The organism is Pseudomonas sp. 21LCFQ010 (assembly GCF_024129905.1).
GTDB lineage: Bacteria > Pseudomonadota > Gammaproteobacteria > Pseudomonadales > Pseudomonadaceae > Aquipseudomonas.
In genome coordinates, this window is sequence record NZ_JAMYDZ010000036.1 from 29,592 (window position 1) to 48,838 (window position 19,247).

Consider the following 19,247-nt stretch of genomic DNA (forward strand, 5'->3'; position numbering starts at 1 on the left):
GCATCGGGGATCCGGTTGGGGCTTGGGAGGCAGGGTATGTGAGGTTATTGCAATGACAGTAAACCCCACCCTGTAAAGGTGGGGTTTATCGCGCGCTTATCTCCAGGAGTGCAATGAAGCACCATCAAACGAGCGTTGATCAATCCGCCATAACCTATCAACGACTGACGTTCACATTTCTTTTAAAGCGGTAGTGAAAGCAGACGTAATCGAGGCAAGTACAGCCTCATTCACAATCATTGCACCATGCCTTTCGGGGACACTGAGCGTCTCTCTGAAGCCATTAACAAACAGGCTCGTCTTTAATGCCTGCTCGACTGACTCAATAGACGCATCGTTTCTTAAAACAGAGGACCACCACAAGGACGGACGTACGGAAACCGGCCGAACCACGAAGGACTCAAACAACAGATTAAGCCGCTCCAACGTGTTGAAACCCTCAACAATTTCATGTTCGACGATCGCTTCTTTGAAAAACGCCTCAAACTGTACCGTGCTGATACCTACGCGGTTCGCCGCCCACCCAATAAAGAATGTGTAATCGATATCCGCCGCAGTCTCCATTAACTGTTCCACTTCTGTAGCTCTATCGGGATACAACACACAAAAATAGTTGACCACCTTTGTCAACTCATCCACTGCCTGACCCCGAGCGGCATCATTTTCGACAGTCGATGGATTGATGTTCAACACGTCGATGTCCGCCGGCAATTTCATATCAACCAAGCCTAGAAAGGCTACCTTCTTTCCGGCGGCTTCTAGCGCGTGAGCAATATCAATCGCCAACGTCCCTCCCAAGGAATAACCCAAGAGGTGGTAAGGTCCATCCGGCTGAGCACGAACCACATCATTGACATACCCTGAAACCAAGCGACCCCAAGTCATGCCCGCTTCGTTGGCCCCCCCGGCAACATAAGAAATTCCGTAGACTTGTGCGTGCCCTTGCAGTTTGATAGACAGCGGCTGATAACAATAAACATTTCCACCTGCCGGATGAACACAGAACAGTTTTGGCTCGGTCGTTTTTCCGACTCCCATTTTCACCAAACTACTAGTTTTCGAGGGTGCTTGCGAAACAGTTTTGTCCAAGAACCCTGCCAACTCACCGACTGTTTGATAGCGAAGTACATCCTTGAAATTTACTTTCGATTGGGTGGCTTTCCGCAAAGCACCCACCATCCTGATAGCCAGGATTGAATCGCCCCCCAGCTCGAAAAAATTATCCTGAACACCCACTCGGTCACACTTGAGAATCGCCTTCCACACCTCGGCGACTGTCTGCTCCAAGGCTGACACGTCCTCTTCGACAGCATCATTTTTCGTAACGGGCGTTGAGAGAGCTTTTGCTGACAACGCTTGACGATCCCATTTACCGTTGGCCGTGAGTGGTAATTCCTGACAGAAGACCCATTGCGTGGGTGCCATATAGTCCGGGAGGCTAGCCTTGAAGGCGACCTTAATCTGCTCTCGGAGAGTAGCCTCATCCACCTCGAGAGAAGGCACAATAAAACCAACCAACTGGGTACCGCCGACGCCCTGCTGAGCGATGACAACCGCTTCACGAACCTGTGGCAACGCTTGTAAATAGGTTTCGACTTCACCGACCTCTACTCGGAAACCACGAATTTTGACCTGGTTATCTATCCTTCCGATGTACTCAATAAGCCCGCTTCGCCCCCTGCGAACTTGATCGCCTGTACGGTATAAACGCCCGCCCTCCAAGCCACCGAAAGCATCAGGAACAAAACGCTCGGCGGTGAGACCAGGCTTCCCGATATACCCCCGGGCCAGACAATCTCCACCGACGTACAGCTCACCTGCGGCAGGTGAAGGCTGCAAAAAGGTATCAAGAATATAAACCTGTGCTCCAGATAAAGGGCTTCCGAGCGGAATCTTCTGCCCTGGGACAGGAAAAGAAAGCGAGGTGGCCAACACACCGACCGTTGTTTCCGTTGGCCCATAATGATTAAACACATTGCAAGAGGGCATTATTTTAAAAATACTTGATACCAGCTCGGGAGAAGACACATCACCGCCCAGAATCAAGCCACGTTTCGGGATGATCCACCCACGCTCATCACTTTGCATCAGCGCACTCAGGTGTGACGGGACAATCTTCATGCCATCCACGTCATGGTGATGCAAATACTCGCCCAGGCGCTGCCCGTCCATGGACATCTCAGCATCAATAACATGCAATGTAATGCCGTTGCAAAGAGCACCGAACAATACGGTATGCCCTAAATCCGCAGCGGCCGTAGAAACCCATGCCAGACTGCGTAGATTGGCCAATACTCTTTTTTCCTGAAGCCCCTCTATATAACCCGACAGGGCGCCATGAGACACCGCGACGCCCTTGGGCTGCCCGGTAGATCCTGACGTATAGATCACATAAGCCAAGTGCTGAGGAACCACTGTTGCCTGGACGTTACTGCCTGCTGTTAGATCGACCGTATCAAGCCTGTTCTCCAGCGCCAGAACACAAATACTTAATCCACCCAAGGCGACCATGTCAGCTTCCGTCAGGACAACGAGTACATCGATACCGCTGTCCTCAATAACATAGTTCAGGCGCTGTGCCGTACAGGTGGACTCGATCGGCACATACGCCCCACCTGCTTTCAATATTGCCAGTATCCCTACCACCATCTCGACGCAACGCGGCATCATCAATCCAACTGTTTTATCAGAACCCACGCCCTGTTGAATAAGGCATCGGGCCAGTTGGTTGGCTTGCTGATTCAGATCCTGGTAGGTCAGACTGCGATGTTCCGACACGATGGCGATTGAATCAGGTGCCTGTTCCGCATGCCGCTCAATTCGCTCATGGACCGAACACGTCAATGACGCACGCCCATTGCGATTCGACTGGAGTAGATGTGCTTGATCTACAGTAAGCAGTGGCAGCTCACTGATCATTCGGCTCGGTGTAGCTACGACAGCAGACAACACGTTGATCCAATGAGTCGCCATTTGCTCAATCGTCGCACTCACGAACAAGTCAGTTGCATATACGATATGTGCCCCTATTTCATCGCCACGCTCATATGTCTTGAAAGTCAGATCGAACCGAGCCGTCTTCTGCTCCCAAGCAAGCCCCTCGATCTGAAGATATGTATCATGAGCTGACGCTTCCTCATCGACACCCTCGCTGTAGCCTGGGATAACCTCCTTACTGGTATGATCATAAACGACTTGAAATAAAGGACTGTGGGCAAGACTACGCTGAGGCTGCAATGCCTCAACCAATTGTTCAAAAGGCAAGTCCTGATACAATTGGGCATCCCGCGCACTCTGCTTTACCTGCTGCAGAACCGCATCAAAATCAAGCGTTTCATCAAACGTGCTTCTCATCACTTGCGTATTTACAAAAAAGCCGATAAGCCCTTGAACCTCCACCCGATTACGGCCGCTATTAGGTACGCCAATACAGATGTCACGCTGACCACTGTATCGATGTAAAAGCACCTGCACGCTGGCCAGCAACACCATAAACAGCGTGGCCTGACGGTTTTGTGCAAACAGCTTTATCTGTGCACTTAACTCACTTGGGATGACGACATCCACCCGTTCACCTTGGTAGCTTTTACTCGCAGGCCTTGGGTAATCCAGCGGCAATTCCAAGAGAGAAGGAATGTCTTTTAAACGTTCTTTCCAATAGGCAAGCTGAATATCTTTTCCACCAGCCTCCAGCCAACTACGCTGCCAAATCGAATAATCAGCATATTGGATAGGCAGTGCAGGCAAGCCAGCCTTTTGCTGCTGCACGCGTGCAGAATACAGCTTCATCAGCTCAAAGCTCATGAGTTGCATGGAAACACGATCAGCAACGATATGATGCTGGACCACAATCAAGATATGATCATCTTCGCCTACTACCAGACAATTCACGCGTATGAGCAAATCGACTTGCAGGTCAAAGGGGTCCTGCATTCGCCATTCAAGCACGCTACGAAGCCCTTCCTCCGACTGAACAAGAAGTTGCTCAGCCTGATCAAGCTCCTCACACTTGATTGCCAGCGTTCGATGCTCATGTATAACTTGTCTCGGCCCTTTCTCCCCTTGTACAAAATTTGTACGCAATGACTCGTGGCGACAGATCAAGTCATTAAAGCTATGTTCCAGAATGCGAATATCAAGCGCACCCTTCAATCTCAACGCGGCGTATAAGTTGTAAGCTGTGCTGTCTGGTTCTTGCTGCCATAGAACCCATTGTCTTTCTTGGGCATAGGACAGTGGCACATCACTGAAGCTTTCTCTTACAGCAGGAATGGGTAAGCTTTCAAAAGAAAGGCCTTCGGCCTTCATGGCTTGAAAGTACTGAGACTTCTTGTCGTCAGGCAGTCGAATGAAGCGACTTACCAGTTGCATACCTACGGCACCAGACATCACACCGCCTCCATATCATCAAGCAACGCACTCATTTTCTCTAAAGAACTTAGTGATGCCTTGCTGCCTGGAGCACCTTCAACAGCCTTTAAAAGATCACCTAAAACAGGATATTTAAACAACAATGAAGGGGGCAAACTCATACCCAAATCAGCCTGAACACGTGAAACAATATTCATCACCAACAATGAGTGACCACCCAATTCAAAGAAATTATCGGCCAGGCCTACTCGTGCCACTTTCAATTCATCGGCCCAGATTGCCGCAAACTGTTGTTCCACTTCGCTCTTAGGTGCCACATACTCACTCTGCAGTTTTTCTATCTCAGTGTGAGGTAACGCATTGCGATCCAGCTTGCCATTAGCGGTCAAAGGAAGATATTCCAGAAACACAAAATGCGCGGGCACCATGTAATCCGGCATTACGGCTTTCAATAGGTTACGCAGGCTTTCGCGTAGCGCACGTTGCTGATCGTAATGGTCCTGGCCCGCCACGGGCACCAGATAAGCAACCAGTTGCTTGCCCACAGCCTCATGCTTATCCAGCACCACTGCTTCGCGGATGCCTGGGTGCTCTTTGATCCGCGTTTCGATCTCACCTAACTCAATACGAAACCCACGTATTTTAACTTGGTGATCAATGCGCCCTGCGTACTCTATCTCTCCACCGACACGACTACGCCCCAAGTCACCACTCCGGTACAAGCGACCACCGCCTTGCTTACTGGAGTTGAACGGATCAGGGATGAAGCGTTCAGCGGTCAACGCCGGACGGTTATGATAGCCACGAGCCAACCCCGCCTGGCCAATATTTAATTCGCCATGTCCACCCGGAATCACCGGATTAAGCTGAGCATCCAGCAAATACCAGGAAAGGTCCGGGATCACTTTGCCAAGCGGGCTAACCGAAGCCTGCTGCAAATCATTTTTCGAGAGTGGCCGATAAGTCACATGCACAGTAGTCTCGGTGATACCGTACATGTTGATCAATTGCGGCTTTTGATCACCAAAATGCTCAAACCAAGGGGCCAGGCTGCCCACATCCAGTGCTTCACCGCCGAATACGACGTAGCGCAGGGCCAGTGCGTGACCGCTTGCACAAGCTACTGGGATCAATTGTTTGAACGCGGACGGCGTCTGATTCAGCACGGTTACCTGTTCGCGATGTAGCAATGCATGAAAACTCTCGGGCGAACGTGCGACTTCTTTCGGTACGATAACGGCCCTGCCACCGTATAGAAGAGCGCCATATAACTCCCAGACTGAAAAGTCAAAGGCATAAGAGTGGAACACTGTCCAGACATCCTTGTCATGGAAATGGAACACGCCATCCGTAGCCTGAAACAGGCGTAAGACATTGTGATGCGTCAGTAAGGTACCCTTGGGTTTACCGGTCGAACCCGAGGTATAGATCATATACGCCAGGTTATCTGGGTGGCAGAAATTAACCGGGTTGACGTCACTACAAGTGGCCGGACCGTCAGCAAGCTCATCCAGGCTTACTACCTGAGCAGTACCTGGAACAGGCAGTTGTCCCAATAGATGCGATTGACTCAGCAGTACCTGAATTCCACTGTCCTGCATCATGTAGCTCAGGCGGTCATGCGGGTACTCCGGATCCAGCGGCACATAAGCACCACCCGCCTTGAGGATACCCAACAGTCCGACCACCATCTCGATCGAACGCTGTGCAGCAATACCCACCAGCACATCCGGGCCCACGCCATGTGCGCGGAGCTTGTGTGCCAACCGATTCGCTCGTTGGTTCAACTCGGCATAACTCAGCGATTGCGTACCAAACACCAGAGCTGTGGCCTCTGGCGTTTTCGTAACCTGGTCCTCGATCAACTGATGGATGCACAGCGCTGCCGGGTAATGGACGTCGGCAGGGTTCCACTCGTGAACCACCTGTTGGTATTCCTCAGCGCTCAGCAGCAGCAGCTCAGAAATTTTTTTCTCCGGTTCCCGTACCATTTGCTCCAGCACGATGACCCAATGCCGCCCAAGCCGTTCGATGGTAGAGGACTCGAACAACGCCGTTGCATATGTCAACGACGCACCAATACCGCTTTCATGCTCAAAGGTATTGAGCATCAGATCAAACTTGGCAGATTGTTCCTCCCGGTCATACCCTTCAACCTTCAGCCCATGCACCTGCCGGGAAGTACCTTTGACCTGAGTCTGGTGGTTGTACATTACTTGAAACAATGGGTTATGGCTCAAACTGCGGTCTGGTTGCAAGGCTTCAACCAACTGCTCAAATGGCAGGTCCTGATAAGTCTGCGCGTCCAATACGGTCTTACAAACTTGCTTCAGCAACTGATCAAACGTCGTCGTCAGCTCAAATGTGGCTTTGAGTACTTGAGTATTAACGAAGAAGCCAATGAGCCGTTCCGTCTCCACTCTCGTGCGGTTGGCAATTGGCACCCCTACCCGTATGTCGTTCTGGCCGGAATAACGCTGCAATACACTCTGGAAGCTGGCGAGCAGCACCATAAAAAGAGTTACACCATGGCGCTGTGCCAACGCCTTCAAGCCATCGACCAGGTCATTGTTTAAGCCAATGGCTACCCGTGCACCACGGTGATCCGCAATTAACGGCCTGGGCCTGTCCGTAGGCAGCTCCAACACCGGTTGCTCACCACCCAGTTGCCCTTGCCAGTAAGTCAGCTGTCGCTCCTGCTCACCCGCCTCCATCCAGTTGCGCTGCCAAATAGCGTAGTCTGCGTATTGGATCGGTAAATCAGGAAGATAAAACTCTGTTTGTCCTTGACTGTAAGCCTCATACAAACACACTAGCTCATCCACCATCACAGGCATTGACCAACCATCAGAGACAATATGGTGCATGGTCAGTATTAGAAGATATTCGTCGTCTGCCAGGCCAAGCAGCTTGATCCGCAGCAGCGGGCCCTGCTCAAGATCGAACGGATGATTCACCTCATCGTCCACCCAAGCCTCAATGCTCTGTTCCGGTAAAAGATGCTCAACGCTCAAAGCAAAAGGCGGTGCTGCATGAACCACCTGAACCCGTTGTCCATTACGTTGATGAAACGTGGTACGTAATATTTCGTGCCGTTCAATAAGGCGCTGGAAACTTAGCTGCAATGCTTCCTTGCTCAGCGAGCCACTCAGACGTAACACAACAGGCATGTTGTATGTCGCACTATCCGGATTCAGCTTCCATAGAAACCATTGCCGCTGCTGGGCGAAAGAAAGAGGAATACAGTCGAACAGTGACTGGACCTCTGGCACTGGCAGGTTGGCAGGAGATAAATTTTCGGCATACATCTTTTCCAGATAGATTTTGCGTTTTTCGGTGGGTAACGTCACAAAACGCTTGGCTATTTTCAGTGCAGTTTCGGTATTCATTGTGCCTCCTCTAACTCTTCGGCGAACATATCCAGACGCTTCAACTTTTCTTCAAGTTCATCCACATCTTCTTGCACAAACTGTCTGGAAAATGCCTCCAGAACGGGATTCTGGAATAACGAAGAAGGGTTGAGAGTCACGCCAAACGTCAAACGCACACGAGACAACACGGAAAGAACCAACAAAGAATGTCCGCCCAGCTCAAAGAAATTATCGTGCAACCCGACCCGCTCAATCTGTAGGACCTCAGCCCAGATACCTGCGATCTGCTGCTCCAGCTCCGTCTGCGGTGCCACGTACACCTGCTGTTGCTGACTCGCATCAGGCTTTGGCAACGCCTTTCGGTCCAGCTTGCCATTTGGACTCAGTGGCAGCTTGTCCAGGAACACCACATGCGCTGGTACCATGTAATCCGGCAGCGTGGTTTGAAGATGCTCACGTAACCGGCTGCGCAGGTCATTCTGTTGTGCAACCTCGATTTCCAACTCAGCAGCCACCACGTACGCTGCCAGCTGTTTCCCGCCAGGCCCCTCGACATCAACAACCACCGATTCACGGATCGCTGCATGCTCCTGCAGCTTCGCCTCGATTTCGCCCAGTTCTATACGCAAACCACGAATCTTCACTTGGTGATCAGTACGCCCCAGATAGTGAATGACCCCTTCGGCTCGATAACACGCCAGGTCACCGGTGCGATACAACCGTCCACCACCCTGCTCACTGCCATCGAACGGGTCCGGTACGAAGCGTTCAGCTGTCAGCGATGCACGCTGGTGATAACCGCGGGCCAGGCCCACTCCCCCCAGATACAGTTCACCGACACAGCCTTGCACCGCTGGAAGCAGACCAGCGGCCAGAATATGCGTTTTGAGATTATCGATTGGCCGGCCAATCGGCACCCCGGCGCCTTCGTCGGCTCCACAGGTCCAGTGCGTTACGTCAATCGCAGCTTCTGTCGGGCCATAAAGATTGAATACCCCGGCCTGTGGCAACCGGTGTAGTGACTGACGTGCCAGTTCGCCCGGTAAAGCCTCGCCACTGCAGACGATACGCCGGATGCTGCGGCAGCTTTCCACCCCTTCACTGCCCATGAAGACTTGAAGCATCGAAGGTACGAAGTGCAGCGTGGTGACCTCGTAGCGGTTGATCGCCTCAATCAGGCGCTCAGGCTCGCGGTGCACACCAGGCTCTGCTATCGCCAGACAGGCACCCGTCTGAAGCGGCCAGAAGAACTCCCATACCGACACATCGAAACTGAACGGCGTCTTTTGCAAGACCGTATCGCTGCTGCCCAGCCTGTAGGCCTTCTGCATCCAAGCCAGGCGATTGAACAGCCCCTTGTGCGAGTTACCCGCACCTTTCGGCTTCCCGGTCGAACCCGAGGTATAGATTACGTAGGCCAGGTTATCAGGATGGCCGAGATTGACCGGATTTGCGTCACTGCAGGTCGCCAGACTCTCTGCAAGTTCATCCAGGCTCAATACCTCGACACTGTCTGGAACAGGCAACTGCTCCAGCAGGTGTGACTGGGTCAGCAGCAATCGGATACCGCTGTCCTGCATCATGTAGCTCAGGCGGTCCTGTGGGTACTCAGGGTCCAGCGGCACATAGGCCCCCCCTGCCTTGAGGATGCCCAGCAGCCCCACTACCATCTCGATCGAACGCTCCACGGCAATCCCTACCAGCACGTCCGGCCCCACACCCTGCTCACGCAGCCTGTGTGCCAGGCGGTTGGCACGCCGGTTAAGCTCTGCATAACCTAGTAAGTGCTCGCCAAACACCAGGGCTGTCGCCTCGGGCGTTTTTGCAACCTGCTCTTCGATCAACTGATGGATGCATTGCACGGCCGGATAGTGAACCTCGGTACGGTTCCATTCACAAACAACTTGCCGGTACTCATTGGCACTCAACAACGGTAGTTCAGCAATCTGTTGTTCGGGATGACGCACCAACTGTTCCAGCAACTGGATCCAGTGCCGACCCAGTCGCTGGATGGTCGATACATCGAACAATGCCGTTGCATAGTTCAACGAAGCCCCAAAACCGCCATCATGCTCAAAGGTATTCAGAGTCAGGTCGAATTTAGCCGACTGATCTTCCCATTCCAGTCCTTCGACCATCAAACCCCGGATTGCTCTGACGGAGCCTTTGACCTGAGTCTGGTGGTTATACATCACCTGGAACAGTGGGCTGTGGCTCAAGCTACGTTCCAGTGGTAAAGCATCTACTAACTGCTCAAACGGCAGGTCTTGATGCGCCTGGGCCTCCAGTACCGTGTACTTGACCTGCTGCAACAGGGCGTTAAACGTAGTATGCAGATCGAATTCAGACTTCAGTACCTGAGTGTTTACAAAGAAACCAATCAGACGCTCCGTTTCTATTCGGTTGCGATTGGCATTAGGTACGCCAATACGGATATCGTCCTGCCCTGAATAACGATGCAGCAGAGTCTGAAACGAGGCCAGCAGCACCATGAATGGCGTAACACCCTGCTGCTGGGCCAGTTGCTTGAGCGAGAGCGCCAGATTGTCGTTCAGCTCAAGCTCCACGCTGGCCCCGACCCGGCTCTGCACCGATGGCCGTGGACGATCCAGAGGTAACTCCAATACTGGTTGGTCCCCCCCCAATTGTTCGGTCCAGTACGTCAGTTGGCGTGCCTGTTCGCCGGCTGCCATCCAGTTACGTTGCCAGGCGGCATAATCGGCGTACTGGACTGGCAAGGCCGGCAGTACAACTTCGGTTTGTCCCTGACTGTAACCCTCATACAAACTCACCAATTCGTCGACCATCAGCGGCATTGACCAGCCATCGGACACGATATGGTGCAAGGTCAGCACCAGTACATGATCCTGCTCGGCAAGGCCTAACAGCTTGACCCGCAACAAAGGCCCGCAAACCAGATCGAAGGGTTTCTGAATTTCTGCGTCAATATGAACCTGAACACCCACTTCACTACTCAGCGCTTCGTAGTCGATAACAAGCGCCTGTTCGGCATGAACAATCTGGATTGCTTGCTCGCCTTCCTGACGGAAAGTGGTACGCAATGTCTCGTGGCGAGCGATCAGAGCATCGAAACTGCCTTGCAATGCAGCGCGGTCCAGGACACCTTTAAAGCGTAAAGCGATCGCCATGTTGTAGGCCGCGCTGTCCGGCTCCAGTTGCCACAGGAACCACTGTCGTTGCTGGGCGAAAGACAGCATCAATGGCTGGTCACGATCAACTTTTTCGAACGCCGGGGCCTGGCTGGCAGTGCCCTCGGTGAGCATTGCAACGAACTCTGCCAGAACTGAAGCTTCGAACAGGGTCCGCAGTGGCAGCTCGACATTGAGTACCTGACGCAACCGGGAGATCACCTGAGTGGCCAGCAGCGAGTGGCCGCCCAGCTCGAAGAAGTTGTCGGTCAGGCCGACTTTATCCAGCTTCAATACATCTGCCCAGATCGCCGCAACCTGCCGTTCCAGTGCTGTCTGCGGCGCCACGTACACCTGCTGTTGCTGACTCGCATCCGGCCTGGGCAGCGCCCTGCGGTCAAGTTTGCCGTTTGGCGTCAACGGTAGCCTATCCATAAACAGCAGATACGACGGCACCATGTAGTTGGGCAAATGGGCGTTGAGCTGTTCGCGCAATTGGGTGCGTAGCAGATTCTGTTGCTGAGCATCCCGCACAGTCGGCCCCGCCACCAGATACGCGGCCAGTTGTCGCCCGCTCGGCCCCTCAATAGCAATAACGACAACCTCTCGTAGTGCCGGGTGCTCCAGCAGCCTTGCCTCGATCTCTCCCAACTCGACACGAAAACCACGAATCTTCACCTGATCGTCGATACGGCTGACGTATTCGATCACTCCATCGACTTGATAACGTGCCAGATCGCCAGTGCGGTACAAACGCCCACCCTGACCACTGGCGTCAAAGGGATCCGGCACAAAGCGCTCTGCTGTAAGGTCAGAACGGTGCAGGTATCCTCGGGCCAAGCCTGCCCCTCCAATCAGTAATTCGCCGGCCACACCGACCGGTGCAGCATTTAATCCCTGCTCGACAATGTGCAGGCAGGTATTGGCAATCGGCTTGCCTAGTCGCGGTATCGGCTCATGACGGTCCAGGCGATGCAGGCCGGACCAGATAGTGGTCTCCGTGGGGCCGTACAGGTTCCACACCTGCTCTGAACGCTCAAGCAGGCGGCTTGCCAGATCTGGCGCCAGCGCCTCTCCACCGCTGAGCAGTCGGCAATCACGCAACGCCTCCGGTGGAGCGTTCTCCAGCAGCATTCGCCAGGTCGTGGGGGTCGCCTGCACCGTGGTCACCGCCTGCGTCTGAATCAGCCTCAGCAACGTTTGCGAATCCTGGTTCTCTCGATCGGCCAGCAGCACCACAGAGGCGCCTACAAGCAGTGGCAGATACAGCTCCAGACCGGCAATGTCGAAAGACAGCGAGGTCAGTGCCAGAACTCTGTCGTCAGCCGTCAGACCAGGATCCCTTGCCATGCTGAACAGAAAATTCACGAGCGCTTTATGAGGCACCGTGACGCCCTTGGGCTTGCCGGTCGAACCCGAGGTGTAGATGCAGTAAGCCGTATGTTCCGGGTGCAAGACCACAGCAGGGTTATCAACACAATATCCGTCCAGCTGCGGCCAGTCGCGATCCAGGCACCACGTCGTGATACGGGTCGTCGGCAGCTTGTCCAGAAGTCGCTCCTGAGTGAGCAGCAATCCAGCATTGCTGTGTTCCAGCATGTAAGCCAGACGATCCTGTGGGTATTCCGGATCGAGTGGCACATACGCACCGCCAGCTTTGAGAATAGCCAGCAAACCTACCACCATCTCGCTGGAGCGCTCGACGCAGATACCCACCAGCACATCCGGCCCTACGCCCAGTTCGCGGAGTTTGCAGGCAAGGCGATTGGCACGGCTGTTTAACTCGTCATAACTCAACGATTGCCCCGAGAAGATCAATGCCGTCTTATCCGGCGTCCGGACAACCTGTTGCTCGATCAGATGATGAAGACAGTATTCAGCCGGGTAGGCCGCTTCAGTGCGGTTCCATTCGTGGATGATCTTTTGACGCTCTTGTGGCTCAAGCAAAGCCAGCTCGGATAGCTGACCGAAGGGGCGCGCGACGATGTCTTGCAGAAGATGGGTCCAATGAACCAGCAAGCGCTCACTGGTGCTACGCTCGAACAGGTCGGTCGCGTAGGTGAGCGTAGCGGTAACGCCGGTTTCATGCTCGACTGTGCTCAGTGACAGATCGAACTGCGCAGTGTTTTCCTCCCACAGCACCCTATCCACTTGCAGACCTGGCAGCCCCCGAGTGGCGTGACTGGAAGTGGTCTGGTGGTTAAACATCACTTGGAACAGAGGGTTGTAGCTCAGACTACGCTCTGACTTCAGGGCATCGACCAAACGCTCGAACGGCAGATCCTGATGCGCTTGAGCTTCAAGAACTGTCTGCTTTACTTGCTGCAGAAGCTCAATGAAGGTCATCTGAAGAGTGAAGTCTGCTTTAAGCACCTGAGTGTTGACGAAGAAGCCGATCAGGCTCTCGATTTCTGCCCGGTTGCGGTTAGCTATCGGTACTCCTACACGAATATCGTCTTGACCCGAATAACGATGCAACACGGTTTGGAAACTCGCCAGCAATACCATGAATAGCGTACTACTTTGCTGTTGTGCCAACTGTTTGAGGCGCTGCACCAAGTGCCTTTCAAGTTCGATGCGCAGATTAGCGCCGGCGTAGCTCTGAATGGCTGGGCGGGGGTGATCAGCGTGCAGCTCCAAAACGGGTTGCTGACCGCCTAGTTTCTGCTCCCAGTAAGCAAGCTGACGCTCCTGCTCACCCGCCTCCATCAAGTTACGCTGCCAGATGGCGTAGTCGGCATACTGAATGGGTTGTACCGGCAAGCACAGAGGCTCTCCGGTCCGAAAGGCTTCATAAGCTTGAATCAGTTCGTCAACGATGATCGGCATTGACCAACCATCCGAGACAATATGGTGCAAGGTCAGTACCAGCACGTGATCCTGGTCAGCCAGGCGCAGTAATTTCACACGCAATAGCGGACCGGTTTCAAGATTGAAAGGTCGTTGTGTTTCCGACTCTACACATTGCGCGACCCGTTCATCCGGCGTATCACCGTCTCTGACCTGTAAGTCTTCGACCGTCAGCGTTAAAGCAAAAGCAGGTGAAATCACCTGCACCGCCTGGTCACCTTGCAACCTGAAAGTAGTGCGAAGAACTTCGTGACGCTCAATGAGCGCCTCGAAACTGGCCCGTAAGGCCTGAATCTTCAAGTCGCCTTTGAGTCGCAGAGCGATTGGCATGTTGTACGCCGTGCTGTGTGGCTCCAGTTGCCAGAGAAACCACTGTCGCTGCTGGGCATACGAAAGTGCCAGGGTCTCCTCTGGATCTCTTGGCAAAATGGGGGCGACTCCGTACAGGTTTACCCCCTGACGCTTAAGCAGGATGGCCAAGGCCTTGCGTTCTTTGGTGGACAATGACTTGACGGAGTCGAGCAACGCTTGCATTGGATTACCCCTTATGAAATCAGCTCGTCAATTTCCTCCGTATTTAGACGTTTGAGTGCCTCCAGGGATTTAGCCAATTCCGATTGAAGCGGATCGTTTGTATTGGATTTCTCCACCAGATTGCTCACGAATTCGCCCAGGCATTGGTACTCAAACAAGTGCCTGAGCGCACCTTCGCGCCCCAAGTGACCAGGCAGGCGTGAGATCATCTGGGTCGCCAACAGCGAATGACCGCCCAGTTCAAAGAAATTATCATTTAACCCGACACGCTCAACCTGCAGTACGTGCGCCCAGATGGCCGCAATTTCTTGCTCTAGCTCACTCTGCGGCTGGACGTAGATCTGTTGCTGTTGGCTGGCATCCGGTTTGGGCAGTACCTTGCGATCCAGCTTGCCATTTGCCGTCAAGGGCAAATGTTCCAGAAATACGAAGTGCGCTGGCACCATATAATCAGGCATCACCGCCTTCAGTTCTCTACGCAAATGCTCACGCAACGCAGATTGCTTTTCGTCGCCCTGCTGATCAACCACCGGAACCAGATAGGCCACCAGTTGAGGGCCAACCTGACCATCGACATTCAGCACCACAGCCTCTTGAATCCAGGCATGCTCTTTGAGCCGGATTTCGATCTCACCCAGCTCGATACGGAAACCTCGGATCTTCACCTGATGGTCAATGCGGCCGGCGTACTCCACCACACCACCAACCTGAGCACGGGCCAGATCACCACTCCGATATAAACGGCTACCGCCCAGCTCGCTGGTATCGAAGGGATCAGGGATGAAACGCTCGGCAGTCAATGCAGGACGGTTGTGATATCCGCGGGCAAGGCCAGCACGACCGACATGCAACTCACCCTGCACACCTGGAACCGCAGGATTAAGCTGTCCGTCCAGCAAGTACCAGGACAAGTCAGGTATCGCCTCGCCAATCGGGCTGATCAAGGCTTGTTGCACGTCAGATCTGGACAACGGCCGGTATGTCACATGCACCGTAGTCTCGGTAATTCCATACATATTGATCAATTGCGGAGCATGATCACCGAATCGATCAAACCATGAAGCGAGACTGCCAACATCCAACGCTTCACCACCAAAGACGACGTAGCGCAGAGCCAGTGACTTCTCGCTAACGCAAGCTACCGGAATCAGTTGTTTGAACGCAGACGGTGTCTGACTCAACACCGTTACTTGTTCGCGACACAACAGTGCATGGAAACTTTCCGGCGAGCGCATCACATCCTTCGGCACGACAACCGCTTTGCCACCATATAGCAGCGCGCCGTACAGTTCCCACACCGAGAAGTCGAAGGCGTAGGAGTGAAACACCGTCCAGACGTCTTGATCATCGAAATGGAACCAGTCATTTGTGGCCTGAAAAAGACGCATGACGTTGTGATGCGGTAACAAAGTGCCCTTGGGCTTGCCCGTTGAACCGGAGGTGTAAATTACATAAGCCAAATTGGCTGGACGGGTGATATTAATCAGGTTGGCCTCGCTGTAAACCTCAAGGCCTGCAGCGATCTCGTCAAGATTCAGTACCTCAATATGTTGCAGAACCGGTAATTGCTTTTGAAGATACGACTGGGTCAAAAGCAGCCTGACACCGCTGTCATCCATCATATATTTCAGACGGTCTTCGGGATATTCCGGATCCAGCGGCACATAGGCACCTCCTGCCTTGAGGATCGCCAGCAAGCCGACAACCATCTCCAGGCTGCGCTCCACTGAGAGCCCTACCAGCACGTCCGGCCCCACACCCAGTTCGCGCAGCTTGTGCGCAAGGCGGTTGGCACGGCGATTAAGCTCAACATAGCTCAGCGACTGATCACCAAACGCCAAAGCCACAGCATTCGGAGTCCTGGCCACCTGATCTTCAATCACCTGATGAATACACCGCTCACTCGCATAGTGCACCGGAGCAGGATTCCAGTCCTGCACTACCTGCTGCTGTTGCGCTTCGTCCAACAACGCCAGATCGCCTACCGCCCGTTCGGCATGCCCAAGACCATCAATCAGCAGATGAACCAGTTGTTCAGCGATGCGCGCGATACTCGCCTTACCGAAATAATCGTGGGCATAACTGTAGTGAAAGCTCAGTTCCTCCCCCAGCCCCATGGCCAGTGTCAGCGGATAGTTGGTCTGCTCGTGAGTTTCTACTTCACTGAACACCAGACTTGGCGGCGCACCTTGCTCCAATGCCTCAGAAATCGGGTAATTTTCAAATACCAATAGTGTGTCGAACAGTGCCTCGCCACCCAGCCCTGCCCAGCGCTGAATCTCGAACAGAGGGGTGTGCTCCTGCTCGCGCAGAGCCAGATTCTGTGCTTGCACCTGTTGTAGCCATTCACCCAAAGGCTGTTCAGGTCTCGGGGCAGCGATGACCGGTAACGTGTTTATGAACAACCCTACCTGTTGCTCTACCCCCTTAAGCTCTGCAGGGCGGCCAGACACTGTCGCGCCGAATGCCACTGTGTCCTGTCCGGTGTAACGCTGTAACAACAGTAACCATGCCGCCTGCACCACGGTGTTTATCGTTACCTTCTGCTGACGGGCAAACTCGCCCAAACGCCGGGTTTTCTCCTTGTCCAGCACATGAAACAGGTCTCCATGGCTGCCGTGTTTTTCATCTACAGGCAAATTCGGGGTGCTCGCTTTTACCGCCTGCGCCAACCGCGTCGGCTCATCAAGCCTCTTCAGTTGCCCGCTCCAGAACGCTTCGCTCACGGCCTTGTCCTGACGTTGCAGCCAGGCAATATAGTCGCGGTATTTGCCGGGGGTCTGCCCCCGTACCTGACCGGCATAGCGCTGCAGTACCTCGCCCAGTAACTGCGAGTTACTCCAGCCATCCATCAAAATATGGTGACTGGTGTAGATCAGGTGATACGCATCCTCGGCGGTTCGCACCAGCACCAGCCTGAGCAAAGGTGCATGACCCAGCTCAAAGCCCTGTTTGAGTTCGGCTTCAGCCAACGTATCCAGTGCGGCCGACCGCTCGACCTGAGCACGCCAGTCATACTCGGCAAATGGCAACTCCATCGGCTTGCAAACCACCTGTACAGGCTGCTCAAGGCCTTCCCATATAAAGCGGGTGCGCAGGATGTCATGAGTTTCCAGTGCCGCCTGCCATGCCTGACGGAAACGTTGTACCTCAAGACCCCGTACATCAACCCGCATCTGATTGATGTAGTCACCGGCCTCTTGTTGGTACAACGTATGGAACAACATCCCCTGCTGCATCGGCGAGAGCGGATAAATGTCCTCGATATCGCGAGCAGAAATCGGCAGTGCATCCAGTTGTACCTGGCTCAGTTGTACCAGCGGGAAGTCCGATGGCGTTACTCCGGCCGTTGTCTCGGCACTGCAGTGCTCAATCAGCTGTTTCAGTTCCATTGCGTATTCATCGGCCAGACGCTGGATGGTCGCGTGAGCAAACATGTCCCGGCTGAAGCTCCAGTTCAGGTTCAACTCACCGCCATAGACATGGCCGTTGATCGATAACCAGTTGCCCAAGGGTGCTTCCAGACTTTGTGGGTCGCCACTGGCCTCTCCTGCCGGAGTCAGAAAAGCCGAGTCCTGCTCAATGTTTTCATCATTGAAGCTGCCATCGAACTGCCCCAGATAATTGAAAGTGATCCTTGGCTGCGGCAGCTCAGCCAACGCCCGACGGGAGGCTTCGCTGCCCAGATAACGCAGCGCGCCAAAGCCGATCCCTTTCTCAGGTATGGCACGCAGTTGTTCCTTGATCTGTTTGATCGAGTCAACCAGAGCGGCCTGTGGCGTCAACTTTACCGGGAACATGCTGGTGAACCAGCCCACGGTGCGGGTCAGATCGATTGTCTCGAACAGGTCTTCACGACCATGGCCTTCCAGCTGTATCAGTACATCCACCCGCTCGGTCCAGCGAGCAATCACCCGGGCTAGCGCTGTCAGTAACAGGTCGTTGATCTGCGTACGGTAAGCCACCGGCGCGTCCTGCAGCAGTTTGCGGGTATAATCCTGATCCAGACGGGTCGTAGCATGGGTACCTGCTGTACCTTGCAGGCTGCCGCCCGGGTAATCACATGGCAGCTCGGCCGAGACACCCTGCAATTGACTTGTCCAGTAAGCCTGCTCCTGTTGCAGGACCTCACTCGACGCATAGGCTTGCAACTGTTCTGCCCAGGCCTGAGTTGAGCTGGTCTTGGCCGACAGTCTGACAGGCTGGTTGTTTTTCACCTGGGTGTAAGCGCTCTGCAGGTCCTCCAGCAGAATCCTCCACGATACCCCGTCCACCGCCAGGTGATGGATCGCCAGCAGCAGTCTTTGACTACCGTCAGGAAGGCTCGCCAGAACCGCCCGTATCAGTGGTCCATCCTGAAGGTTCAGGCTGCGCTGGGCTTCGTTGCACAGCTGTTCCAGTGCATCGGCACTTTGCAGCGACTTCTGCCACAACACCGATTTCTGCTGATCGTCCACCGAACGATACTGTGCCTTCCACTGACCATCCGCCTGCTCGGTAAAGCCCAGGCGTAATGCATCGTGATGAACGATCAGCGCATGAAGGGCTTGCTCAAGCTGCGTACCGTCCAGGGGCTGACCCGGTTTGAGCAGCAGCGACTGGTTCCAGTGATGACGCTGTTCAATGGCCTCTTCGAAGAAATACTGATGTATGGGCAAAAGGAGAGCTTCGCCAGTCACCGGACGCTGGTCGATCTGTAAACTGCCCTCTTCACCCTGACGAGCCACCGACGCCAAGCCTTGCACCGTCTGATGCTGAAACAGTTCCTTGGGGGTGAAACGAATGCCGGCCTGCCGCGCGCGACTGACTACCTGAATCGAAATGATCGAGTCGCCGCCCAGCTCGAAGAAATTATCGGTCAGGCCTACCCGCTCCAGCTTGAGCACATCCTGCCAGATCGCGGCGATCTGCTGCTCCAGGTCACTTTGAGGGGCTACATATTCTTGCTGTAACAGGTTGGCATCAGGTTTGG

The 19,247-nt window shown here is 54.0% G+C and carries 4 protein-coding genes; all 4 read right to left on the reverse strand.

From position 1 onward, the window contains the following. Positions 1 to 171 precede the first annotated feature (171 nt). A complete protein-coding gene (locus NJC38_RS26815) occupies positions 172 to 4,389 on the reverse strand; it encodes a non-ribosomal peptide synthetase (protein ID WP_253117894.1) in 4,218 nt (1,405 codons plus the stop codon). Next, complete coding sequence (locus tag NJC38_RS26820) at positions 4,389 to 7,760, reverse strand: amino acid adenylation domain-containing protein (RefSeq protein ID WP_290447414.1); 3,372 nt, start codon at positions 7,758 to 7,760, stop codon at positions 4,389 to 4,391. Before NJC38_RS26820 ends, NJC38_RS26815 begins: the two co-directional genes overlap by 1 nt. After that, positions 7,757 to 14,275, reverse strand: coding sequence for a non-ribosomal peptide synthetase (locus NJC38_RS26825; RefSeq protein WP_253117895.1), 6,519 nt, complete (start codon positions 14,273 to 14,275; stop codon positions 7,757 to 7,759). Before NJC38_RS26825 ends, NJC38_RS26820 begins: the two co-directional genes overlap by 4 nt. 11 nt (positions 14,276 to 14,286) lie before the next feature. Further along, a partial coding sequence (locus NJC38_RS26830; protein WP_253117896.1) for a non-ribosomal peptide synthetase occupies positions 14,287 to 19,247 on the reverse strand: 4,961 nt, incomplete at its 5' end.

Coding starts and splice junctions, on each gene's coding strand:
- NJC38_RS26815 (WP_253117894.1), bottom strand. CDS start 4,389: ATGTCTGGTGCCGTAGGTATGCAACTGGTAAGTCGCTTCATTCGACTG.
- NJC38_RS26820 (WP_290447414.1), bottom strand. CDS start 7,760: ATGAATACCGAAACTGCACTGAAAATAGCCAAGCGTTTTGTGACGTTA.
- NJC38_RS26825 (WP_253117895.1), bottom strand. CDS start 14,275: ATGCAAGCGTTGCTCGACTCCGTCAAGTCATTGTCCACCAAAGAACGC.